Below are 24888 nucleotides of genomic sequence, written 5' to 3'. Positions count from 1 at the left end.
CAATGAGTCGCAAAACATATGAAAAGGTCGCTAATATTAATGGCATGTTTAATATGTTGGAACAACAAATTGTTCATAGTAAAGACATGGCCCTATTTCGTAATGAATTCTTCTATGTCAATCATGAGCATAGAGAAAACTACGAAGCATTACTTGTTTACTATAAAAACAGTTTCGATAATCCAGTCGTCGACGGCGCTTGTTATATTGTCGCCCTTCCTGAGATTTTCAATAAAGTAGATGTATTCGAATCTGACTTACCTTTCACATGGGTTTATGATGAAAATGGTATAACTGAAACTATGAAAAGTATTAGCGTACCTTTACAATACCTAATCGCTGCTGCACTTGAAGTGACAGACGTTAACTTGTTTAAACCATCTGGCTTTACGATGGGCATGAATAACTGGAATATAGCGCAATTAAGAATTTTTTGGCAATATTGCGCCATTGTACGAAAAGAAGCTCTATAAATGAAACATTCAGAGTGTTTTAATATAACTCTAACTTTCCGCTAACATTGCTTTTAACTATGTTAGCGGTTTTTTTATAAATAATTTTTTGATTCTTGGATGTGCCATCTCTTCTAGAATGAAATTTTTATTAAAAAACTGTTCAATTTGTGATTTAATTACATGATTTTGGGAATTATTAGAGATACTGGAGGTTTTAAATGTTTAAGAAAGTTATTAATGAAGACATGTTGAATGATTGTTTTATGATAAGAAAAAAAGTTTTCGTCAAAGAACAACACGTCCCTGAGGAGAATGAAATAGATAATTTTGAAGAAATATCATATCACATAATTGGTTATACAAAAGATGGTGATCCGTTTGCTACCGCTAGAATTAGACCTATTAAAGAAAAGTTAGGAAAAGTGGAACGTGTAGCTATCATTAAAGAACATAGAGGATTGGGTTACGGTAAACTATTAATGAACTCTATTGAAGAATTAGCTAATGATTTAAACTTTGACGAATTAACTATGCATGCACAAACACATGCGCAAACTTTTTACGAAAAAATCGGTTATAAAGCATTCGGGAATACTTTCATTGAAGAAAATATCGAACACATCAGAATGAATAAAGCAATATAACAACTTTTTATATTCAATTTTCAACTTTGCACAAACTTAAAAATGTAATATTTAATATGCATTTTACACTAATGAAAATGAATAGAAAACGCGTAATTAATGCTTTAACTGTATAAATACTAAAATAATTATCAGTTAGTCATAGGTTAAAGTTTGATTACAAAACTGTTAAAAGTAATACAGATATTACAACTAATATTATAATTGGTACAAAATAAAATATATTATGAGGAGTAAATAAAAATATGACGAAGAAATTCAACTACAAATTACCGTCAATGGTTGCATTAACGTTATTTGGAACTGCCTTCACTGCTCACCACGCACACGCCGCAGAAAACACTCAAGATCAAACAAACAATAAAAACGTATTGGATGACCAAGCTACTCTTAAACAAGCTGAACAAGTTAAAGAGAAAGTCTTTCAACCAGCACAAAATGTTTCAGGAACTCAAACTTATCAAGATCCTACGAAAGTTCAATCAAATGATGATACCACTTCAAATACATACGATGCCTCACTAGATGAATTAAACGGTTCTTCAAGTAAAACTTCTCAAGATCAATCGAACAATTCAGCTCAAACTGACCAACAAACTCAAGATGCTAACGTAACAATTTCAAATAAAGAAGATGCTAGCACACAAGATGATCATAAGGAAGCTTCACAATCTGAACAACATGAACAACATGAACAAGATGCAACTAGTCCTTCTACTAAAGAAGACTTAAAATCAGATAATAATGAAGATGTTTCACAACCTGAACAACAAAATCATGAATCTAGCTTGGACAAAAATGAAGTTACTTCACAATCTGAAGAAGTAGCTCACCCATCAAATACTGAAGATTCAAAATCAAATGAGAGTCAACAAGTAGACAACTCATCTACAAACGAGCAATATGCATCTCAAACACAAAGTAATGACAATAAAGAGTTAGATACTACTCAATCATCATTAAACAAAACTAATGAAAAGGACAATAGTGAGACTTCTATTTCTAATTCAAGTCATTCTAATCATCAAACAACTAAAAATTCTAATAGTCAACAACCAACTGATGAAGAAACTAATCAATCAAGCGCTAAAGTAAGTAGCACTAATCAATCAGGGTATAATTTTGACTATGACGAAGATGATGAGACTGAAGATACAGATGTATCTAATGTTCAAGCTTCAACATCTAATGAAGCAGATTCTCATACAACTCGAACTAATAATGATAAGCAGCCTCAAATCACGTCATTAACTGCTCAAGCTAAAGAGGACAATAGTTCAGAGCCTAAAGCTGAATCTAATAAATCTAAAAATAATGAATCAACTAATAAAGCTACAACAACTAGTGTGAAATCAACTAACAGTACCGCTACTACTAGTTCAAACAAATCAACTAATGAAAAAGCTACTTCTAATAATGATAAAAAAGTGACTACATTTAGTTCAGTAGCTAAACCTAGAATGATGTATTCAGTAAATAAGAAAACGACATCTAAAGCCACTTCTTCTTTACCTAAATACACACCTCAAGTTAATTCGTCAATCAATAATTATATTCGTAAGAACAATTTCAAAGCACCTCAAATTGAAGAAAACTATACTTCATATTTCCCTAAATATGGTTATAGATATGGTGTAGGTCGTCCTGAGGGAATCGTAGTACATGACACTGCAAATGAGAACTCTACAATTGATGGCGAAATTAATTTTATGAAGAATAATTATGAATCAGCATTTGTACATGCATTTGTTGACGGCAATAGAATTGTTGAAACTGCGCCAACTGATTATTTATCTTGGGGCGCAGGTCCAGCTGGTAACGAGCGTTTTATTAATGTTGAAATTGTTCATACACATGATTACGCTTCATTTGCGCGCTCTATGAATAACTACGCAGACTATGCTGCAACTCAACTTGTTTATTATGGTTTAAAACCAGATAGCGCTGAGAATGATGGTCAAGGTACAGTATGGACTCACTATGCAATTAGCCGATGGTTAGGTGGTACAGACCATGCAGACCCTCATCAATATTTCAGTAATCATAATTACAGTTATGCTGAACTTTATGATCTAATTAATGAAAAATACTTAATTAAAACTGGACAAGTTGCACCTTGGGGTACTACTTCTTCAAGTTCAACTAAACCATCAGGTGGTTCAAGTTCATCAAGTAGCGATAAATTAACTGTAAAAGCTAATAGTGGTGTCGCTCAAATCAAACCTAGCAACAGTGGATTATATACTACAGTCTACGATTCTAAAGGACATTCTACTGATCAAGCTCAAAAAACTTTATCTGTAACTAAATCTGCAACTTTAGGTAATAATAAATTTTATCTTGTTGGAGATTATAATAGCGGTAAAAAGTATGGTTGGGTTAAACAAAGCGATGTCGTTTACAACACAGCGAAATCACCTGTTAAAGTAAACCAAACTTTCAATGTGAAAGCAGGTTCAACACTTTACACTGTACCATGGGGGACACCAAGCCAAGTAGCTAGTAAAGTTTCAGGTTCTGGTAACCAAACATTTAAAGCTACAAAACAACAACAAATTGATAAAGCTATTTATTTATACGGTACAGTAAATGGTAAATCTGGTTGGATTAGTAAGTATTATTTAACTACTCCATCATCAAGTAGCAATTCAACTAAACCATCAAGTGGTTCAAGTTCTTCATCAACTAGTAATAATAAATTAACTGTATCTGCAAATAGCGGTGTTGCTCAAATTAAATCTAAAAATAATGGCGTTTATACAACTGTTTATGACAATAAAGGTAAAAAAACAGACCAAGTACAACGTACTTTAGCTGTTACAAAATCAGCTACTTTAGGTAATGATAAATTCTACCTAGTTGAAGACTATAACACTGGTAAAAAATATGGTTGGGTTAAACAAAGTGATGTAGTGTATAACACAGCGAAATCACCTGTTAAAGTGAACGCAACTTATACTATTAAACCTGGCGTTAAATTATATACGGTACCTTGGGGTACATTTAATCAAGAAGCTAGTAAAGTTTCAGGTTCTGGCAACCAAACATTCAAAGCTACGAAACAACAACAAATCGACAAAGCTACTTATTTATATGGAACGGTCAATGGTAAATCTGGTTGGGTAAGTAAATATTATTTAACTGCACCAACTCAATCTAAAGTTGAAACGAGCAGTAAAGTCACAACTGCGAATAGAGCTGCTTCAACTCAATCAACATCTAAAGCAACTCAAAGTGCAACAACTCAAACTATAAATAAAGTAGCACAGGTTAAAGCTAATAATTCAGGTATCAGAACATCTGTTTATGATAAAACAGCTAAAAGCGGCGCTAAATATGCTAACCGTACCTTTGTTATTAGCAAACAACGTACTGAAGGTAACAACACTTATGTTTTACTTCAAGACAGCACTCAAAATACACCTTTAGGTTGGGTAAACATTAAAGATGTTACAAGCCAAAACTTAGGTAAACAAACAAAATCTACAGGTAAATATAAAGTTAATTCAGAAAACAACGGATTATATTCTATTGCTTGGGGCACGAAGAACCAACAACTTCTTTCATCAAAAATGATTTCAAATAAAGCGTTTAGTGCTGCTAGATCGGTATATGTTGGAAAAGAATTATTCTTATATGGAACAGTTGATAACAGAACAGGTTGGATAGCAGCTAAAGACTTAACTCAAAATAGTACTGATGCTCAAGCTACTCCATATCATTACACGTTTGTTGTAAATAATAATAAGGGTTACTACTATAATGATGTTGCAAATAACGCCCATTATTCACTCAACTCTTATTACAATCAACCATTCTTTGTATCGAAACAAATGAAAGTCGACGGTGTAACTTGGTATTATGGTCAATTAACAAATGGTAAATATGTATGGATTAAATCAACTGACTTGTCTAAAGAGTCAATCAGATACGTTAAAACTGGTATGACTTTAACAAAAGCAGCAAATATTCAAAATAATTCATACTATAACCCTCAAGTTCAAAGAACAGCAGGAAAATGGGAAGATGCTAATTATGATGAAATTAAAAACGCTATGGATCCTATTAGATTAGCTAAAGACGATGAGTATAAATATCAATTCTTACTTTTAGACCAACCACAATATTTACCAGTTTCAGCACTTAATAAATTGCTAGAAGGTAAAGGTGTTCTAGAAGGACAAGGCGCGTCATTTAGCCAAGCTGCTAAAAAGTATGGTATTAATGAGATTTATTTAATATCTCACGCTTTAATAGAAACTGGTAATGGTACTTCTGATTTAGCTAAAGGTGGAGACATTGTTAACGGTAAATTCACTAATAAATCAGCTAAAAAATATCACAATGTATTTGGTATAGGCGCATACGATGATAATCCTTTAATAGAAGGCATTAAATATGCAAAAGAAGCTGGTTGGGATTCAGTTTCCAAAGCTATTGTTGGCGGAGCTAAATTTATTGGTCAATCTTATGTCAAAGCAGGACAAAATACGCTTTATAAAATGCGTTGGAACCCTGCACATCCAGGTACACATCAATACGCTACAGATATTAACTGGGCTAATTTAAACGCTCAAGTTATTAAAGGTTTCTACGATAAAATGGGTGAAGTTGGTAAATACTTTGAAATCCCACAATACAATAAATAATTAGTAATTCTAATTAGGGCATCTCTTAAGTAAAATAACTTAGAGGTGCCCTTTTTCCATTTTTAACTCATTTTGAACTTACGTCTCGTTATGAATAAAAAAATAAGCAACTTATATCAGTAATAAAATATTACTTATAAGTTACTTACCTTTTTAGTCAAATATTTGTTTAGATGTATATTGCACTTTAAAGCAAAAATTAAAATAATTACTAAACTAAATATAAATATGTCTACTGTTCAGTTTATCTAATAATTGATTAAGACTTTCTATTTCTTTAGGTGTTAAACATTGGCATCTCGCTTCGATTAATTCACATCTTGCTGTATTAATTTGTTGAATAAGTGCGCGAGCCTCATCAGTTAATATTAACTCTTTACAACGTAAGTCTTCATGAGATTGTTGACTTGTAATATAACCTTTAAGTACTAGCTTTTTAATCCATCTTGAAACGATAGATTGCTCTCGGCTAATCTTCATAGTTAAATCATATTGTGATAAGCGATCATAATTATATAAAATACGTAATAATTCTAACTGTTCAGCGGTTATATCTGTACGTTGACCGAAACGTCTGTTTACTAAATTTAAATCATTATTTGTGAGTGTGATAAGTTTTTCAAGTTGTTTATACATGTTGTTCTACTCCACTATTTAAGGTTGTTAATATTATATGCTTTATTTATAAAATATACAATACTATTATACACTTTGCACAAATTCGTTGCATATCTACCTAAAAGTATACTAAATTATAATAAGTCTATTCAGAGAGAAAAAGGAGACGCTTTATGACAGCTATCAAAGATAGGGATTATTTTTTCGATAATGCCCGTGCATTTTTAATATTTCTAGTTGTCTTTGGACATCTTTTACAACCTTATACTTCCGAAGATAAATTTTTATCAGCATTATACCTACTCATTTATAGTTTTCATATGCCTACATTCTTATTTATTTCGGGATATTTTGCGAAAAATCTTGATAAACCACACTACCTAGAGAAGATCGCTAAAAAATTACTAGTACCTTATATCATTTTTTTCGCATTCTTTTCAATATATTATTACTTAACTGGCAAGGAAGACGCTATACAGTTAGATCCATTTAACCCGGTCTTTGCCCTATGGTTCTTACTCACGCTATTCTTCTTCCATGTTGTATTAGTTATCGTGCGTAGATACAATCCATATATTGTTTTATCTGTTGCTATATTAGTTTCTGTGCTTGCAGGATTTTCAGGTAATATAGATAGTTATATGAGTATTTCTAGAACAATCGTCTTCTTTCCTATCTTCTATATAGGACATTTAGTCACTAAAGAACAAACAATGAAAGTAAGAAATAAAAAATGGGTACCCTTATCAATCATTATACTTATTGGTTTCTTTATAGGGTATGTTCTGCACCCTATTAATGGCGATTGGTTACTTGGCAGTTCGCCTTATATATCACTTGAAAACCATGGTGGTGATATGTATAGTCCATTTAAACGATTAATACACTACATCATTATTCTAATAACTATGAGTGCATTCTTAAATCTGACATCACAGAAGAAGCGTTTCTACACATATATTGGACGTAGAACGATGTTTGTATATTTGTTACATGGCATTGTCATTGGTATATTAAGAGGCTTTGCTATTTATCCATTTAAAGATACAGTTTCGATATTCACATATTTATTCTTAATCGTTACTTCACTGATTATCGTGTTCGTAATATCATCAAGATTTGTGTGTAAATGGACTAATCCAGTCATCAACTTGCGCAAACCAGCGGATTTCAAAGACTAACAATTTCATTATAACTCATAGATGTATTTTTATACCGAAATGTAGTACTTAAAATATGTTATGATAGTAATAATTTGAAAGAATTATGAGACTATTTTAACAATTCAAATACTACATTTTGGTATTTTTTTAGAGGTGTTTTTCGAAAATGAAGTTATCATTAAATACAAATTCAAAATTTTTAAGAGCGCCAAGTATACGTCAATTTTCAAACAGAATGAAACACATTGATGATTGTGTGAACTTAACTATTGGACAACCAGATTTTCCAATGCCTGACGTTGTTAAAGAAGCTTACATCAGTGCAATTAGAGAAGATAAGACAAGTTATTCGCACAATAAAGGCCTCTCTGAAACACGACAAGCAATTAGTAACTATTTCAAGAATAAATATGGGTTCGAATATAGTGAAGAAGAAATTATTATTACTAATGGAGCTAGTGAAGCGCTAGATACATCTTTGAGAAGTATTATTGAACCCGGCGATGAAATTTTAATTCCAGGGCCAGTATACGCAGGATATATACCACTTATTGAAACATTAGGTGGCATTCCTATTTACATGGATACCACACAATCAGAATTTAAAGTGACACCGGAACTCATTAATAAACATATTACAGAGAAAACCAAAGCTATTCTACTTAACTACCCTACTAACCCTACAGGCGTTATACTTGAACGCTCAGAGGTAAAAGCCATAGTAGATACACTTGTAGATAAAAACCTTTTTATTATTAGCGATGAAATCTACGCTGAAAATACATTTAAAGGCGCTCATACATCCTTCGCGGAATTCGAAGAAATTCGAGATCAATTGTTACTCATTGGAGGCTTAAGTAAATCGCATTCAGCTACAGGTATTCGTATAGGTTTCCTCATTGGTCCAGAATACTTAATTGAAAAGTTAACGTTTATGCACGCGTATAATTGTATTTGTGCCAATGTTCCCGCTCAAATTGCTTGTATCGCTGCTTTAAATGAAGGATTAGAGGCACCACAATACATGAATGATGCTTACATTAAACGTCGTGATTATTTAAAAAATAAACTTGAATCACTTGGTTTTGAATTAACAGCTCAACCGGAAGGCGCATTTTATATTTTTCCAAGTATAAAGAAATTCACTGAAAATGATTTCGATTTTTGCGTAGATGTACTTGAACAAGCACATGTCGCAATGGTTCCTGGCTCATCGTTCACAGATATGGGTAAAGGATATATTAGAATTTCATATGCTTATGAGATGGATATGCTCAAAGAAGGAATGCGTCGTCTAGAGAACTATTTAAACCAAAATTATCCTGATAAGATGAAATAAAATACTTGTAGGGTAAGCATTTCTCAACTAAAAAAGATAACTATGAATATAAAAATCCACTTGATCGACATCAATCAAGTGGATTTATCTATATTCTCACTAAACGCTTATGGGAATTTAGGGAATTGGTCGAAGTCAGGATCACGTTTTTCTTTGAAAGCATCGCGTCCTTCTTTCGCTTCATCAGTTGTGTAGTAAAGTAGTGTTGCGTCTCCAGCCATTTGTTGTAAACCAGCTAAGCCATCTGTATCGGCATTCATTGCTGCTTTTAAGAAACGTAAAGCAGTTGGAGAATGTTTCATCATGTCTTTACACCATTGAACTGTTTCGTCTTCAACTTTATCTAAAGGTACTACCGTATTAACTAAGCCCATATCTAGAGCTTCTTGAGCATTGTATTGACGACATAAGTACCAAATTTCTCTCGCTTTTTTATGACCAACGATACGTGCTAAGTAACCAGAACCATAACCAGCATCGAATGAACCTACTTTAGGTCCAGTTTGACCAAAGATTGCATTGTCTGCCGCGATTGTTAAATCACAAACTACATTTAATACGTTACCGCCACCAATGGCATAGCCTCTAACCATTGCGATAACAGGTTTTGGAATAACGCGAATTAAACGTTGTAAATCTAGCACATTTAAACGAGGAATCTCATCGTCACCTACGTAACCACCGTGACCACGTTTCTTTTGATCTCCGCCTGAACAGAACGCTTTGTCGCCTTCACCAGTTAAGATAATAACTGAAATATTTTGATCATCACGCGCACGTGAAAATGCATCAATCATTTCAGCTACTGTTTTAGGTGTAAACGCATTACGTACTTCAGGACGATTAATCGTTACCTTAGCAATCCCTTCGAAAAATTCATATTTTATTTCATCATATTCTCTAAGTGTTTCCCACTGTCTAGTCATTTTGCTCCTCCTTAAAAAACCTAATATTATTGTATCAAATTCCGTACTATCTTCCACATGAATTGTATGTCCAACACCTGAAACTTGTACAGTTCGACTATTAGGTATCTCTTCTTTTAATTTCTGTCCTATTTGAACAAACTTTTCATCTTTTTCACCTGTCAAAATTAACGTACGAACACGAAGCGACGACACTTGTGGCCAAAGATTCGGCATATTGCCCGTACCATAATCCCGAAGCGCTTTAGCCAACCTCACAGGATTCTGACTCATTCGATTCGCCCTAATAGCCTTCCGTACCTCAGCATCCAATTCATACTGCGACCGGAAAAGCGGCAACTTCTCCCAATCATTCACGAAGATTTCCAATCCAGCAATTTCAAGTACCTTCGCACGAGCCGCATCCACTTGAACACGTTCCACTTTATCCGCTTCCGATTGAATCCCCGCTGAAGTACTTTCTAAGAGCAACCCACGCAGCGCTACACTGCCATTTAAAGCATAGTATAGCGCTACGCGGCCGCCCATAGAATAACCAAGAAGGCACACGTCATACATGCTATATTGACTCAGTACCTCATCAAGCGCATGAGCAATATACGGGAAATCCCAAGTATCACTCATGTCTGAAGTATCCTGACCATGTCCGGGTAAATCAATGGTTAATACATTTACATGTTGACGAAGTTGCTCAATATGACTGTCATACGTTGTCGAATCACTAATAAAGCCATGCAACATCACAAGCAATTGTTTGCTATCATTTTGAGATTTAAAAAAATTATAATGTAACATTAACGATATCACTCAACTTCTTATATAAAATTTGATGTTGTTGCAAATTATTCTCTCGACTCGTTAAAACTTCATATATATGAGAACCCATCGCTGATAATTCCATATATTTAAAGTCTGTTAAGTTTTCAAAGCGTTCAAAAGTAAAATCATATAATAATGCAGTGTGCTCGAAATCTAAACCTGTTGGTGTACCGAATAGTCTTTCGAAATATTCACTAGCTGAATCTTTTTGAGGTAAATAAGAAAAGATGCCACCACCATCGTTATTCACAAGCACAATATTAATATGAATATCATTTAACTTCGCCATTAATAAACCATTCATATCATGATAAAAAGATAAATCTCCAATTAAAAGTGTCACATTCTTATGAACCGCCATACCTATCGCAGTTGATACCACTCCATCTATACCGTTTGCACCACGATTAGCATAAACTTCCGCTTCGGTTTCAAACATTAAATTATCAACATCTCGAATAGGCATGCTATTTCCAACGAAAAGCGCATCTTCATTTGATAATTTATGAATAAGTTCGCCCACATAAGCTGCTTCGTCAGATGCATGGTTCAAGTAATCTTTAATTTCAATGCGGGATTGTCTTTCTAATGATTGCCACAATTCTAGCCAATCTTTACGTTGAACATTCTCTTCCTCTATTAAAGATCTAAAGAAATCATTCGCTGAAATTTCATAAGAAATATCCGGTGGTGTTGGAAAGACATCAATTTTGTCGTTATTTTGTACTAATATTTGATAAGCTGATGTGCGTTTAAGCCATTGATTTAACTTTTTAGAAATGACGGGTTTGCCCACTCGAATAACAAAATCTACATCTAAATCTAAACCTGCACGATAAAGTAAATCATACGTGGTAATCACATTAGGATGATTATTTTTACGTAATTGGCTTAGTGGATCAGCCAAAATAGGCAAGTCATAAATTGTAGAATACGTCAGAATTTGATCAACCTCTTGATGTTGCAAGTCACCTACGATAATAAGGCCTTTTTTCTTCTGTAATGTTGCGCTAATATCATGAACAGCAATACTCTTCTGGTAATGCGGTAATGTTTTATTCTCAGATGTGAGTAAATCAACACGATCCATATCAGGTGTCAATGGCTCTCTAAATGGCATGTTGAAATGAATCGGACCACGATGCGGCCCATATAGATATTGGCTCGCAATTTGCATCTGATAATGTATCGTATCTAGCAATTGCTCACTACCATCTGCGATAGGTAAATCAAATTGGAAATTGACATAATTACTAAACATATTCACTTGATTAATCGCTTGAGGTGCGCCTACACTACGTAATTCATGTGGTCTATCGCTCGTCAATACGATTAAAGGCAATCTACTAATTTGGCTTTCAGCGATTGCTGGTGTATAGTTCGCTGCTGCTGTACCTGACGTACACAATATTGCAACTGGTTTTTTACTACCTTTAATAAGTCCTAATGCGAAGAATGCTGCGCTTCGTTCATCAGGATGTATCCAGGTTTTAATTTTCGGATGTGCCTCTAATGCAAGGGCTAGCGGCGTTGATCGTGATCCTGGACTAATTACCACTTCACGTACGCCATATGCATATAATTCAGATGCGAACGTGAAAACTTGTTGCGTCAATGCGTCGCTATGATTTGTCATAATTATCTACTCCTAATGCATTCATCATTGGTGAAAATTTGACTGCTGTTTCAGCGACTTCGCTATCAGGATCAGAATTCTTAACTATACCGCAACCTGCGAATAATGTAGCTTGGTCTCCTTTGATTAACATCGAACGAATCGCAACAATAAATTCGCAATCATCATAAACGTCAATGAAACCTACTGGAGAACCATAAAGTCCTCGAGTTCCAAATTCTTTATTCTCAATAAATTCTAATGCCTCATCCTTTGGATAACCACCTAGAGCTGGTGTAGGATGTAAGCAATCAATTAAACCAATGTATGATTTTTCGTTTAAATGGGCTTTGATCTCTGTATATAAATGATATAAATGATCGTTTTTTAAAATATTAGGTGTTTCATTGTACTCTACATCTTGTACGAAAGGTTTAATATCATTCAAGATACTTTCCACTACAAATTGATGTTCACCTAAGTTTTTCTTATCTTTTAAGAAAGCTTTAATATTCGCTTCGTCTTCTACTTCGTTGTGAGAACGTTTAATTGTTCCCGCGACAGCCTTTGTCGATAGTACACCATCCTGAACTTTAATGAGTTGTTCAGGCGTTTGTGAAAAGAATATAGATTGATTAGATTCTAATAAGAACATATAGCTATTCTTTTCATTTTTTAAAGCTTGATTTAGAACGTAAGGAATATTAATATCTTTATTAAATTTTATTAAACGTCTACGCGCGAGTACAATTTTTTTAGTTTCATCAATTGTTTCTATCGCTTCTTCAACAAGTTCTCGCCAATCGTCTTTGTAGATGTCTTCCACACGTGTAACATCTCCAAGACTATCTTCTGTTTCATTAACTTCTGTATTTTCAAAATATGAAACTACCTCTTTAAAAGTTTCAATATTAAAATCTTGGCGTTCAGTAGTATAAGTGATGAATGTGCGGTCCCCTTCAATAGATATCAATACTTTAGGTAATACAAAGTGATTTAACCCGTACTCTCGCCACTCATCATCTGATTTATGACTTGAAAATTGAAATCCACCACATAATCTTAGGTGATGTTGACTGGTATTAGGATGTATTAATTCGATCTCATTTTTTAAATTTTCCCATTCCTTAAAGATAGACTGCTTATTTTCAAAGTTATTTTTAAACCTTTGAACTGCATGATATCCAAAATATGAAGAATGATTGTCATTTAAGCGCATATAAAAGCGATCGCCAGCATCTTGTTCTGTTAAATAAAATAAAGTACTTGGATCAATTGTTCTATTTAATTCAGTTTCAACAGACACCCAGTCCTTGGTGCTCGCATATAATTTATCGACAATGTCTTCTTCTTTAACATTCACAGCCATTCTTTTCACTTCTTTCTCCTTCGAATTTTACTCATTAGTATATTGTATCATTTTTGAATTCATGTGTTATCATTCTTGCTTAAACTAAACATGCAATTTTTCACGTCAATTGACCTTTATCTACGATTCCTTTAAAATGTTTATGTTAAAACTATATAAATAAGAGGTTATGCATATTATGGCAGATCAATATCAACAATATTCAACTGTTAAGAAATACTGGCAATTGATGAGACCTCATACTTTAACCGCAGCAGTCATCCCAGTTTTAGTCGGAACAGCTACTGCAAAGCTTTATCTACTAGGTAGTGAAGACCATTTGAAATTTAGTTTATTCTTAGCCATGCTTCTTGCATGTTTATTAATACAAGCTGCAACAAACATGTTTAATGAATATTATGATTTCAAAAAAGGTCTTGATGATCATAACTCTGTAGGTATTGGTGGCGCTATCGTGCGTAATGGTATGAGTCCAAAACTTGTCATGAACATAGCGATTGCATTTTATATTATCGCAGCATTATTAGGTATCTTTTTAGCTATACAAAGTTCATTCTGGATTATTCCAGTCGGCATCGTTTGTATGGCAATTGGTTATCTTTACACTGGTGGACCTATTCCAATCTCATGGACACCATTTGGCGAACTATTTTCCGGCTTATTCATGGGAATGATTATTATAGTGTTATCATTCTTTATTCAAACAGGAAATGTTCAAGGTTATGCTTTCTGGATTAGCATTCCAATCGTTATTACAATTGGACTTATTAATATGGCAAACAATATCCGTGACCGTGTTAAAGATAAAGAAAGTGGCAGAAAAACTTTACCTATTTTATTAGGTAAACGTGCCTCTGTGATTTTCATGGCAGCCATGTATATAGTTGCTTATGTATTCGTTATTTTCACAGCATTATTCAAAGCACCAGGATCACTATTTTACTTATTAGTGTTATTATCATTCCCTATGCCAATTAAAGCTGTAAGACGTTTTAATAAGAACGATACACCAGCTACTATGATGCCAGCTATGGCAGCTACAGGCAAGACCAACACAATATTTGGTCTTTTATATGCATTAGGAATATATATTAGCGCACTTTTAGGTGGGCTTTAATTTAATACTTTTGAAAATGAACTCGGCAATGAAATTACATTTCAATGTCGAGTTTTTAATTTAATGTCATATGATGATACTGATGCCCATACAAATCAATATCTCCATTTTGTTTAAATCCTAATTTAGTATAGAGTTTTAAAGCGCCCTCATTCTCATAATCACAATTCAAACTCCATTTCGCATTTTTATCAGTCTCAATTAAATGTTTTAACAATTGCGTAGCGATGCCTTGACCTCTGTATTCAGGAAAAGTAGCCACCGCTTCAATATAGAATTCATCATTGTAAGCTTCTTGTTGAGGTAATGGTGTACCTAGTTCACGAATATCCTCTTCAAGTGGTAAATTCAACCATTGTCTCTCTAAATCTAGCTCCTTTTCACCTGGATAAGCTATAATACAACCAGCCACGACACCTTCTTTTTCATATACCCAAATATGCTCATAATACGTACGATATTTAACATTTACAATGCTTAATTCTATCGCCTCAATCACACGTTTTTTAGTAAACGTTTGAGTCAGTTCTAACTCCATATCTTTCCATATGATATAGCATAATTTAGCAATTTGCCTATTATCACTTGGACGCGCTCTTCTAATCATCATTCATTCCCCTTTTTAAATAGGTTGCACTGTTATTATATATAATCTCTGTGATTTAATAAAATTATTACTAACTGGGCATCAAGTTGATGAGTAAATTCAATGTTGAATGTTTAAAAATTCTTAAAATTACTTTTAATAAGCTACAATCAAGGGTAAATATGTATAATAAATCAATCATAAAGGGAGAATAATTATGGATATCATTAGAAGAGTTTTTAGAATTTTAATCACAGGCTATATTGTTAAAGCCATTAGAAACCTCATATCTGGTAAATCAGGAAAATCTAACAATGGCAATGACAATGAGAATAAAGAAAAATAAATACTAAGAAGTTTATTAATGGGGACATTACATTTGTTTGAGAAGCACTATATTTTAAATATGTCGAACTAATCACGTACGGTTAGTTCGACTTTTTATTAAATAAAAACTTCTATTAATAATTAAAAGATATTCATTATAGTAATGTAATAAAAATGTCGAAATCTTTATTTAAAATTTTATGGAATATTGTAGTGAAAACCCTTACAATATATAATGTGAAATTCAGATAAAAAACTAAGGTAAAATAATCCATAAAATCAAATTAATAATTCTAAAAAAGTAGTCATTATGATTAATAATCAGAATTTTCTAAATATAATGTTTTGTCTCCTTTTTATAGCAAGAATGATTAAAATTACTTTAAATGATCGAGGTGAAATATATGCTAAAAGAAAAAGATAGAGAAAGTAAGTTCTATAGAGTCATATTAAATATTTTACAATATATTAAAGGAGTGAGTAGTTATAAGTGTTTAATATCCAAATTTTACCTTCTATAAATGAAATAGAAAAAGAAAAAATACTAGACATTAATGACTGCATTGTTATTAATTCAAAGAAGTCCAAACCCGATTTGCTTATCATTTGGGAAACTAGTAACGAATATAATCAGATGATAGAAAATAAAGTAAGTTCAATACCTATCATAGTAATCACTAAAAATAATAACAAAGACCGAAAGTATTACTTTTATGAAAAAGGTGTAGCTTTATATGTCATCCTCAATGACGAAGACCATTATTTCATAGAGTGTCTCATTATTAACGAAATAAAGAAGCACTTACATTACCTTCGACCTAAGCTGCTCATCGATTTTGAAAAGCAATTATTTATTTTTAAGGACAAAAAATATGCACTCTCCCACATTGAATTGCAAATTCTAAATTATCTATACCAAAATGTGAACCAATACGTCTCCAGCAAAGATCTAAAAATTCAAGTTTGGGATACCTTAGAATATGTAGATTCTAATACTATAAATGTTTACATTCACAGATTAAGATACCATCTTCAAAATTGCGATAATTTGGAAATTATAAATAAAAGATCTACAGGCTACAAATTAGTTATCAAAGATAGATAATTAAATTCATAGTCAGTACAAACACGAAACAATCCTCAAAGTATTATAAATTCTATTACTTTGAGGATTTAATATTATACTACGATTAAAATCTTAAATGTTTACTATTGGTTAACGCTTTAACGAGACGAAATTATTAGCTAATTAAAAACATATTTTTCCAACTTTTTTCTAAATAATTACTATGAGTGGCTTGATAATCTAATAATGATAAAAGAATACCTATCTGTCCTTCTAGTAATCCTACCTTATTTTTAAAACGTTTTTGGTTATTTTCTAATTCGATATCATAAAACATAAACTGATTTTCAGAAGAATAATGTGACAATATCTTTTCCTGGATTAATTCTAGATAACTATTAACTTCTTGTATATTAAAGTATCTATTTACATTATTTAGAATAGTTAAATGAGACGATAGACCATGACAAAACGTTGGACTCAATAAATTATCATTATTCAATCTAATAATTTTAATTATTAAATTTTTAGCTTTCTCAATGAGATTTTCATTATTTAAAGCTAAACCTAATAGCCAAATTGTATTCATTATCCCAGTATCCCCGTAACACCAGCCATTTCTGATAGAGTATGAAGGATAATACTTTTCTGCTAAATCATAGCGATCAAGCCAACTTTGATTATATTGAAATTCAGTCTTAAATAAATATTCCGTAATATCCGAAAGTAAACTTGAATGATTATCAATTTCCACTCCTTTAATTTTACTAAGTGCCAACAATGAGAATGGACCTAATATGCCATGTGCTAAACCTAAATTTATATTTCCTAAAGAAAACCTTTCTTTATCTATATTTAAAAATTGATTATCCTTAGAAACAATCCAGTGTCTTTTTGAATAATGTATATCTCTAAAATGATTCATTATTTCTATCAAACTAGAAATAACCTTCGGATTTGCTTCTACTCTGTTTAACAAATACCTACCAATACCCGCTAAACCTCTTACCACATCATATTCTCTAGGATTAGCTTCTGTATTTATACACGTCATTTTTCTATTGATAAACTCGATTAAATAATCATCTAGTGTCTGCAAAATATTTCGATAATGTAAATGACCATCAGATACCACATCAATTGAGAATGCTATACCTGATATACCACTATACAAAGAATAACCTTCTATTCCTCTTTCTAATTCTTTGCCTATCCTCAACACATATTTATGTATTAATTCATCAAAGTTAACGTGGTATAAATTTTGAAATTCATTTAAAAACAATATCACTCCAGGATAACCATGGGACAATGTATAAGAACTCCAACAATCACTCTTATTCTCAATTAGTACTGTAGCATTTTCATAGTGTGATAAAAATTCAACTTCTTTTTTCATCATTGCCTCGACTTTATTCATTGATAATATCACCACACCAGTATTTCTTTGTCTTCTCTATTTCATTAAAAATAGAAAGTACAAATTTCTCTTTATCTCGATTAACGCCAAATACTCTATTACATCTCATATGAATCAAACTGCCAATAATATGTGCTCTAGGAGTAGATAAACCTCTACTTAAAGCGACTTTTAATTTTTCAATTTCTTTATAATTGTTATATAAAATTTGATGAAGTTTGGGTAGCTTTGCATGTAAATAGCAATAATTATCTCTAGGGTTAGTAAGTTTAACCATCTCATTTTTATATTCTCTTATCTCATTATTACGATATAAATTTTCAACATTGTTATGTCTAATTTCATCAATTTCTTCTTGGCTTATATTTAATTCATTTATTAAAAAAATAATAGTTATTGCTACAATAAATTCCTTAGGATAATTAAATGTTTGATCAATGATATAAATTGCCAACCAACTATCATACATAAAATAATCCTCAATGATCTCAATTGTTTCAATACCACCATATCTGTTGATTTCGGGTTGATAATCTACAATAGCATAAGTAGATAATTCAGATTCTTTAAGCCACTTTTGTTTAAGTTGCATCATCTCATGATATAAATGTATTGAATCATTTGATTTACTTAATAAACGAAGCTTAATGAAATGATCATTTTCTCTATATTTAATGAAAAAGAAACTTTCTAAGTGATTATTATCAAAAAGTTCTCTTAAACACGGTAATATATATTGAATTAAAAATTCATTTTGATAGCTTTCATCAATATACAAATGTATTGAAAGCCATTCCCTTTTAGTTTCCAATCGCTTATATATATTTTTAGGAATCATTAAACTTTTTTCATTAGATTTAGCTTTTCTATATATTGGCGTCACAATTTCTATCACTCTATCATTGTTAGACTTAGATATAAAATCCTCTAAAAGACAAACTCTACCTTGCTTTTCAATTTCTTTTTTTAATATAGATATATGCGCATCATTAGACAAATTAATCGTTAACCTATTATCGCCAAAAGCCATATTGACATCATTAGGGATATTATAAAATTGTTGGATCTTATGAAATTGTTCAATCCAATTTTCTTTTTCACTACTTGAAAACATATCTTTATTTAATTTCCATGTTGCGGGCTTTAAAATTACATTTTTATATCTAATTCTAGGACAATAATTAAATCCTTCAATTCCATCGTCTTTAATAGGTTGGATAAATTTTGTATTACCTAAGGACACCTCTCTGAGAAACCTATATAAATTAGAACATAAAACATAATTCAACATAGAATGAGTAATAAATAAGATTCTTGAATTTAAAGTTTTAGAAAATAAATATAATTTATCAAAAGTACTTCCAACATATAAATCGTCTAATGTAATTGAACTACATGGCATATCTAGGTCAAGTTCTTTAAATTTTGTAGTACCAGAATGATTAATATTTAAATTTCTGGCATATTTAGGAATTTCATTTATATGAATAACTTCAGTGTTATTTTCATTACTATATTCAATATATTGTTCATATATTTCGTTATCTAATTGCTTACGTATGTCCCTATCAATTTCCTGAGAAAAGCGCCCCATCGTCGCGCCAGCATTGAAAGAAGATACAATAGGACTAATTACCAAAAATTCATCATATCCTTTTATATTATTACCATAATAAAACTCACTATATATTTCTGAAGATAAAGGCGCTCTCTCGATAGGAATAGTGTCTTTCTTTTCTAAGTCTAAGAATTCATTTTCAGTGATTTCTATCTCTTCATTATGAGAAAGTGCGTAATAATATTTTTCTTTCAAAAAAGGACTATTATTTTTTATAGATTTATCTTCTTTAGTGCAATAACCCATACCATTGATATCAGAAAGTAATTCCTTTAAATTTACAATTTGTTCTAAACCATATTTTTCTAAAAAACTATAATGAAAATCATGATTAGTGCTAATACCCAAATCATCTGGAGAAAGTAACCATAGTAGATATGCAGCTTCACTAATATTTCTAGCAATTTTCTTACTTAAATAATTATTTTTAGTTTGAATTTTAGTATCAATTTGAATATACTCTTTAGCTTTAAATAAATGACTCATCAACTCTCGAATTCTTAAAAAGGTTTTCTTACCTTTCCCAATTTCCATAATTTGGTACTTCATCATTTCAAAATGTATAAGTTGAAGTGATCTAATAAAATCATTATCAAAGTCTCTATAAAAGCATAATAAATAATCTAACGGGTTTTCTTTTTTTAAAGCAGTTCTTAAGCTAGTAAATATTATTTCTTTGTCTAATAGATTTTGTATAAAACTTTTTATTTCCTGCTCGTCATTAATTAAAAATTTTTCTGAAATTAATTTTATTAGATCTTTAAATGTTAAATCCTCTTGCAAGCTTTGTTTAATGAATTTAAGCAAATCATTATTTTTGATTGAGACTAGTTCTTTATTATTTTCCTGAATGAGACATGTTTGATTATCCAAATATATACGCTGGTCGGTAATGTAATTTCTTTCATTCCAAATAACGTAACTATCTTGATAATAATCATAATTACTTTCTAAAAAATGAATTAATTTGCTTAACCAAGACCCATCTATTTTTACGCTTTTATAATAGTAATTAACATCTTCTTGTATTTGTATATTTGTTTTTTCAGCAAGTTGTCCCAATGATACACCACTTAACAATCCATATGGCGTGCCCCTCGTACTCATTCTAATAAGATATTTTAAAAAGCTCTCTTTAGCATTACGCGCTTTCTTCTTCTCACTATCAAATGAGATATTAGTTAAGCTTTGATATAAGTGATATGTCGTAGTCAAAATGGTTTCTTCAATAATTTTGTTTTGGAAAAAAGAGGAATAATCTATTTCATCATTTTTTAAATAAGTATTATAAATGGAAACAGGAAGTAAAGGAGCTCTAATAATGTAATAGCTAGACGTATTAAAAATACTTTTCATTTATTCACCTCTAAAAATAAAGCAGAGCCCTTTATAAGGAACTCTGCTCAAACATTGCACTTAAATCAACACTTTTTACTAGAGAATTACAAGTTTTTACCGTTTAGCGCATCCATCCGTACACCATATTAAACTTGTATTAGGTGGACCTGATTCTGAATTATTCATGTCTCTCGCATTTACTTTAACGTCAAGATCAAAAAGTTCTTTCTTTTCTTTAACAACTTTCATTCGAATCACTCCTTAATTTTTTAAAAGAATATTTAAATTCTTTTCAGTTACATATTAATACGAGTTTAAAAATATTTCTATATTTTATCATTATTATTACATATGTGTAATAATATAATGTAAATTTTATATAATCTTCTAAAAATTAGAAAATCCACTCATTTTCGTTATTCAAATAGAATGAAAATATGAATATTGTTTCACCAAACACTAAATTAACTTAACCATGCTATTTTGAGCATTATATTCTATAAATTAATATTAATATTTATAAATGTTTAGAAGTATGTATATTAAAAATAAGAAAGCTATACGTAAGTTATTAAATATACAATATGGATTTAATAAATATGTAGCTAATGGCATTAAAAAAGCTTTTGTTTTAAAGTTTTACATACTTGAAGATTATATATAACAAAATTTAGTGTATAATTAATAAAAGTATGGTGTTTACACACATTGGGGTGATGACTAAATTACTTTAGAGCCACTACATGTGGTTGAATATATAAAATGTAAATTTAAGGGAGTTTAGAAATGAAAAAGTTTTTAGTTTTATTGTTTAGTAGTTTATTAATATTAGGTGCTTGTAGCAATAATAATGATTCATCAAGTAAAGAAAATTCTGATAAAATATCAGAAACTAACTCAAGTAAAAAATCTAAAGATTCAAATAAAAATAAATCAAAAGATAAAAAGTCTGAAGACCAAAATAAAGATAATAAAGATACATCTTTAATCAAAGATAAAGAAAATAAACAAAATAGTAATGAACAGTCACAAATTCAACATACAGATAATCAATATCAAAATACTGAATCACAAGCTAATTATCAACAACAAAACAATAAAGAATACTTAGCAAACAATCCTGTATCAACTGATAGTGATTTAACATCTGAAGAAAAACATCGCATGCAGCAATCTTCACAAGGTGCCGACTACGACCCTAACAATCCTTACATGAATTTACCCAACCAAGAATGGCGTAAAAATGCAGGTGGCTTATCTTCAGGTGAAATACAAACAAGAAATGCAATTTTACAAGGTACCTATGATGGTAATGACGCACAACAAAAACTTGACGCTATTAACTATTATGAACAAAAATACGGCGATTAATTTTTGGGGGCTCAGTACAAGCATGGCTACCCTTTTATTTTTGCAAATTATAATAAAACTCGTTATATCAATGTTTAAAATCACGTGATGTAGCAAGCAATATTCTATTTTGGAAAGGGAAAATAAAAGTTGATTTTTAATAAACGCTAAAACGGCTCAATTATGCTGTTTTTAGCGTTTTGTTTTGTAACTAAGTATTAAAAAAATAACTATTTTGACATGAATTGATACAAGGACAAAAAAACACTCCTTTAATTGGCGTGGTTAAATAGTTGATATAGACATTTATGAACTAATAATCAACAGTTAGGACTTAATCTTAAAATATTTAGGCAATCTGCATAAATTACATATAATACATTTTTATCTTCACACATATCAAACACTCCTTATTTTTTGAAATTTATGATTTATTTTTCATTGTTGATAAGCATAAAAAACAAGCCTATCGTTTAATTCATGCAAGGTTAATTGCATAAAAATTTTTTCGTCTGGCTTTTACGCCACTAAGAAAAAGATTTTATGCCCTTGCGTGATTAAACTGGCTTGTAATAGGCAATCCATGATTGCTAGTATGCGATCAACTCGTAAAATAAATGTATTCTACGGTTCCCCAAACTAATAATGGGGCAATTTAATAATGTTACCTTACTTTTAGTGCTTTATAGTTTTGATTATTTAGACCTGTTCTATTTTAAATTTCATATTACCCTGAAAAAAGAATTTCTTTTATTTATATATCTATAGATAAATCACTACTTTTTCGTTTAATAGGTTTAACATTAACTGTATCATTTAATTCTTCTTTATCACTGAGTTTAATATCAAAGATTTTCTTTTCATCTTCTAAATTATCTAAAATAGTATATGGATTATTTTCAATTAGTTTATTGAATACATCAAAAGTTATTTCAATTTTCTTCTTACTATCTTTAGTATTTAATATCAGTTTAGGATTATCAAAATTACTTTTAGGGTCTAAACGACCATCTATTTCCAAAAGAGATTTATAGTTATATAGTTTTGTGACTTACTCAGTTTTTTCGACAGTATTAACTAGTTTTTTAAAAAACTTACTCTCCCCATTTTTTTCTAGTTCATTTATTAAAACAGATTTTCTTTTACTCATAATTTTTTCATCAAGATTTAATTCTTTATGAAAATATTGCAATGTGGAAAATTGTACTGTCTTATTATCTATAAGTTTAGATTTTTGATCTATATAATCACGTAAATGATTATTAAATTTTTTAGTGATAGCCTTTTTATTTCGTTTTACAAATTTAAATAGCTTTTCTTCGATAAATATAGATTTAGTAAAATTTACAATTTCGCTATCCTTTAATATTAAAACTTTACTACAATCAATAGCAGGTTTTTTACGGTCTGTTTGTATATGGTTTGTTTCTAGTTTATATTTAGTTGAAATCCTTTCTGAATTAGATCTAAACGGTATTAAAATATTATTATCATTATATTTTAGATTATAGTAATATGGTTTGTTTCCAGAGCCTTTTTTATAGTTGTATAAAATCTGTTTTGCTTTCCCATTTAATAAATTTTCTATCAAAAAATCGTTTCTATGATGCATATTTTCATTTTGTATTACCTCAATAAAATAAAAAAACAGCTAGATTTAATATCTAGCTGTTGGGGATAGAGTATTATAATTATGATGCCTCCGCTCACCCATCGTAAAGGCTACTGATGATATACGTATTCATTGTTTTAAATCCGCGCGTAGTCGCTGATTAATTATATTATAACATTTTTATATTATAAATCAAGTTATAATTTCATTGTTTGTAAATCTTTTTTATTCTTTTTAGGCTTAGATGATTCTGTATATTCATTTTTCTCAGAAACAATTACATTTGAATAGTCTTTAGTTTGTTGACTTCCTTTATTATTAAAATGGTTCTCCACTAATACATCGTTCCAATCTTTACAATCTTCACTTTGGGGTTGTTCAGACACAATATTAATTTCTTTACCTGAGCGATTTGAAATTAATCCTTGGAAATTTTTAACAAATTTACATTACTCTGCATCAACTCATAATTTGACATTTTCTTTTTTAGTTCATACATGTTTTCTAATTCGTTTAATAATGTTTCTTTTTCTTCAGTGGTTAGATTATTTTGATTCAAGATTAATTGTCTAACCTTGGACAAATTTTCACTTTCAGTATTACTCATAATCAACCTCCCAGTTAAACAAATAAAAAAGAGGAACAAAAAAAGGACTTAACAACCACTTCATGTGATTGCTAAATCCTATCCATAAATGTAAAATTTATATCCATAACCTTAAATATAATATAGAAAAATTATTTATAATATATTTCATGACAGCTATTGCAAGCCGTTTAACTATATAATATATTTATATAAGTGCTTATTGTTCAACTTATACGCCAATATAAGATTGAGCAAAACTCTGTTGTTA

At 30.7% G+C, this 24888-nt stretch carries 21 protein-coding genes and 1 pseudogene; 9 read left to right on the top strand and 13 right to left on the bottom strand.

The genetic code is table 11. The features are described 5' to 3' along the window. The first annotated feature begins 2 nt into the window (after positions 1-2). The 3 genes from AC3WQX_RS02515 to AC3WQX_RS02505 all read left to right on the top strand — a co-directional run bounded on the left by AC3WQX_RS02515 (position 3) and on the right by AC3WQX_RS02505 (position 5748). Positions 3-473: a DUF2538 family protein gene (locus AC3WQX_RS02515; RefSeq protein ID WP_002435360.1), complete on the top strand. Its 471-nt coding sequence runs from the start codon at positions 3-5 to the stop codon at positions 471-473. A 200-nt stretch (positions 474-673) separates the two neighbouring features. Continuing rightward, positions 674-1099: a GNAT family N-acetyltransferase gene (locus tag AC3WQX_RS02510; RefSeq protein ID WP_023350485.1), complete on the top strand. Its 426-nt coding sequence runs from the start codon at positions 674-676 to the stop codon at positions 1097-1099. 617 nt (positions 1100-1716) lie between these two features. Then, positions 1717-5748 (top strand): glucosaminidase domain-containing protein, encoded by a 4032-nt coding sequence (locus tag AC3WQX_RS02505; protein WP_492739927.1) that lies wholly within the window; start codon positions 1717-1719, stop codon positions 5746-5748. A gap of 216 nt (positions 5749-5964) precedes the next feature. Here the strand turns inward: AC3WQX_RS02505 and AC3WQX_RS02500 are convergent, their stop codons facing one another. Further along, positions 5965-6384 carry a MarR family transcriptional regulator gene (locus AC3WQX_RS02500; protein ID WP_002435477.1) on the bottom strand — a complete coding sequence of 140 codons (420 nt, stop codon included), beginning with the start codon at positions 6382-6384 and terminating at the stop codon, positions 5965-5967. Between the two features lie 155 nt (positions 6385-6539). On the opposite strand from AC3WQX_RS02500, the gene AC3WQX_RS02495 reads away from it, so the two are divergent. Then, positions 6540-7547: an acyltransferase family protein gene (locus AC3WQX_RS02495; protein ID WP_002435427.1), complete on the top strand. Its 1008-nt coding sequence runs from the start codon at positions 6540-6542 to the stop codon at positions 7545-7547. A gap of 148 nt (positions 7548-7695) precedes the next feature. After that, positions 7696-8868, top strand: coding sequence for an aminotransferase class I/II-fold pyridoxal phosphate-dependent enzyme (locus AC3WQX_RS02490; RefSeq protein ID WP_023350487.1), 1173 nt, complete (start codon positions 7696-7698; stop codon positions 8866-8868). A gap of 107 nt (positions 8869-8975) precedes the next feature. On the opposite strand, the gene menB is transcribed toward AC3WQX_RS02490, so the two are convergent. From menB to AC3WQX_RS02470, 4 genes and pseudogenes are all read right to left on the bottom strand, one after another. Then, positions 8976-9794, bottom strand: a complete 819-nt coding sequence (gene menB / locus AC3WQX_RS02485) for a 1,4-dihydroxy-2-naphthoyl-CoA synthase (protein ID WP_002435362.1) — start codon at positions 9792-9794, stop codon at positions 8976-8978. A gap of 72 nt (positions 9795-9866) precedes the next feature. Continuing rightward, positions 9867-10535 (bottom strand): annotated as a pseudogene (gene menH, locus AC3WQX_RS02480) (2-succinyl-6-hydroxy-2,4-cyclohexadiene-1-carboxylate synthase); the annotation flags it as partial. 40 nt (positions 10536-10575) lie between these two features. Continuing rightward, a complete protein-coding gene (gene menD / locus AC3WQX_RS02475) occupies positions 10576-12249 on the bottom strand; it encodes a 2-succinyl-5-enolpyruvyl-6-hydroxy-3-cyclohexene-1-carboxylic-acid synthase (protein ID WP_023350489.1) in 1674 nt (557 codons plus the stop codon). Then, positions 12236-13597: an isochorismate synthase gene (locus tag AC3WQX_RS02470; protein WP_037560647.1), complete on the bottom strand. Its 1362-nt coding sequence runs from the start codon at positions 13595-13597 to the stop codon at positions 12236-12238. The genes menD and AC3WQX_RS02470 overlap by 14 nt, the downstream gene beginning before the upstream one ends. 178 nt (positions 13598-13775) lie before the next feature. Here AC3WQX_RS02470 and AC3WQX_RS02465 point away from each other — a divergent pair, with 178 nt between their 5' ends. After that, on the top strand, positions 13776-14714 hold the full coding sequence (locus AC3WQX_RS02465) for a 1,4-dihydroxy-2-naphthoate polyprenyltransferase (protein ID WP_023350491.1): 939 nt from the start codon (positions 13776-13778) through the stop codon (positions 14712-14714). Positions 14715-14769: 55 nt separating this feature from the next. Here AC3WQX_RS02465 and AC3WQX_RS02460 read toward each other — a convergent pair whose 3' ends face one another. Further along, a complete protein-coding gene (locus AC3WQX_RS02460) occupies positions 14770-15321 on the bottom strand; it encodes a GNAT family N-acetyltransferase (RefSeq protein WP_023350492.1) in 552 nt (183 codons plus the stop codon). A gap of 196 nt (positions 15322-15517) precedes the next feature. On the opposite strand from AC3WQX_RS02460, the gene AC3WQX_RS02455 reads away from it, so the two are divergent. Both AC3WQX_RS02455 and AC3WQX_RS02450 read left to right on the top strand, forming a co-directional pair. After that, a complete protein-coding gene (locus AC3WQX_RS02455) occupies positions 15518-15646 on the top strand; it encodes an SAR1012 family small protein (protein ID WP_002435341.1) in 129 nt (42 codons plus the stop codon). 471 nt (positions 15647-16117) lie between these two features. Further along, positions 16118-16732, top strand: a complete 615-nt coding sequence (locus tag AC3WQX_RS02450; RefSeq protein ID WP_002435460.1) for a winged helix-turn-helix domain-containing protein — start codon at positions 16118-16120, stop codon at positions 16730-16732. A gap of 136 nt (positions 16733-16868) precedes the next feature. Here the strand turns inward: AC3WQX_RS02450 and AC3WQX_RS02445 are convergent, their stop codons facing one another. From AC3WQX_RS02445 to AC3WQX_RS02435, 3 genes are all read right to left on the bottom strand, one after another. Further along, entirely contained in the window at positions 16869-18113 is a 1245-nt protein-coding gene (locus AC3WQX_RS02445; protein WP_065423663.1) for a lanthionine synthetase C family protein, read from the bottom strand. Continuing rightward, complete coding sequence (locus AC3WQX_RS02440; protein WP_023350494.1) at positions 18106-21087, bottom strand: lantibiotic dehydratase; 2982 nt, start codon at positions 21085-21087, stop codon at positions 18106-18108. Before AC3WQX_RS02440 ends, AC3WQX_RS02445 begins: the two co-directional genes overlap by 8 nt. A 96-nt stretch (positions 21088-21183) precedes the next feature. Further along, on the bottom strand, positions 21184-21318 hold the full coding sequence (locus AC3WQX_RS02435; protein WP_002469996.1) for a gallidermin family lantibiotic: 135 nt from the start codon (positions 21316-21318) through the stop codon (positions 21184-21186). Between the two features lie 537 nt (positions 21319-21855). Here AC3WQX_RS02435 and AC3WQX_RS02430 point away from each other — a divergent pair. Beyond that, on the top strand, positions 21856-22440 hold the full coding sequence (locus tag AC3WQX_RS02430) for a hypothetical protein (protein WP_023350496.1): 585 nt from the start codon (positions 21856-21858) through the stop codon (positions 22438-22440). A 733-nt stretch (positions 22441-23173) separates the two neighbouring features. On the opposite strand, the gene AC3WQX_RS02425 is transcribed toward AC3WQX_RS02430, so the two are convergent. The 4 genes from AC3WQX_RS02425 to AC3WQX_RS02410 form a co-directional block, all read right to left on the bottom strand. Beyond that, positions 23174-23440 carry a hypothetical protein gene (locus tag AC3WQX_RS02425; protein ID WP_023350497.1) on the bottom strand — a complete coding sequence of 89 codons (267 nt, stop codon included), beginning with the start codon at positions 23438-23440 and terminating at the stop codon, positions 23174-23176. A 30-nt stretch (positions 23441-23470) separates the two neighbouring features. Continuing rightward, positions 23471-24010 carry a hypothetical protein gene (locus AC3WQX_RS02420; RefSeq protein WP_226859622.1) on the bottom strand — a complete coding sequence of 180 codons (540 nt, stop codon included), beginning with the start codon at positions 24008-24010 and terminating at the stop codon, positions 23471-23473. Between the two features lie 218 nt (positions 24011-24228). After that, positions 24229-24417 (bottom strand): hypothetical protein, encoded by a 189-nt coding sequence (locus tag AC3WQX_RS02415; protein WP_023350499.1) that lies wholly within the window; start codon positions 24415-24417, stop codon positions 24229-24231. A gap of 32 nt (positions 24418-24449) precedes the next feature. Continuing rightward, entirely contained in the window at positions 24450-24638 is a 189-nt protein-coding gene (locus AC3WQX_RS02410; RefSeq protein ID WP_023350500.1) for a hypothetical protein, read from the bottom strand. Positions 24639-24888 lie beyond the last annotated feature (250 nt).

The organism is Staphylococcus sp. FW104-15G4D, from assembly GCF_058790135.1.
This window is presented reverse-complemented; position numbering and strand designations above follow the sequence as displayed.